General features: G+C 39.0%; 1 protein-coding gene. It reads right to left on the bottom strand.

The genetic code is table 11. The features are described from left to right. Positions 1–239: hypothetical protein (locus tag R0J87_RS22580; RefSeq protein WP_498889129.1), on the bottom strand; the 239-nt coding region annotated here is incomplete at its 3' end. Between the last annotated feature and the right edge of the window lie 15 nt (positions 240–254).

The following is a 254-nucleotide window of genomic DNA, read 5'->3' as shown; positions in this document are numbered from 1 at the left end:
GACAATTGCTGTATTCTTTCCATCAATTCTTTTGACACAACAAACTGTCTTGCATTGTGCAACTCTTTTGTAGAGAGGAAGTAATAAGGGAAGCCGTCTAGCCAAGTCTTTTGATACTTGGCTAATGTTTTAATAATTCGGGCAGCCGTAACGGAGCTTTTCAACTCTTTTTCTGCTAAGTAGATTGCCAAATCATTTTCGTGATGGCCGGCAAATTGATGAGACTCAATGACTTTCAAGTCAATGAATCTTCG

The organism is Halomonas sp. SIMBA_159, from assembly GCF_046536035.1.
Lineage (GTDB): Bacteria > Pseudomonadota > Gammaproteobacteria > Pseudomonadales > Halomonadaceae > Vreelandella > Vreelandella venusta_A.
The sequence above is the reverse complement of the archived record's forward strand: the minus strand, read 5'-3'. Positions and strand labels throughout refer to the sequence as shown.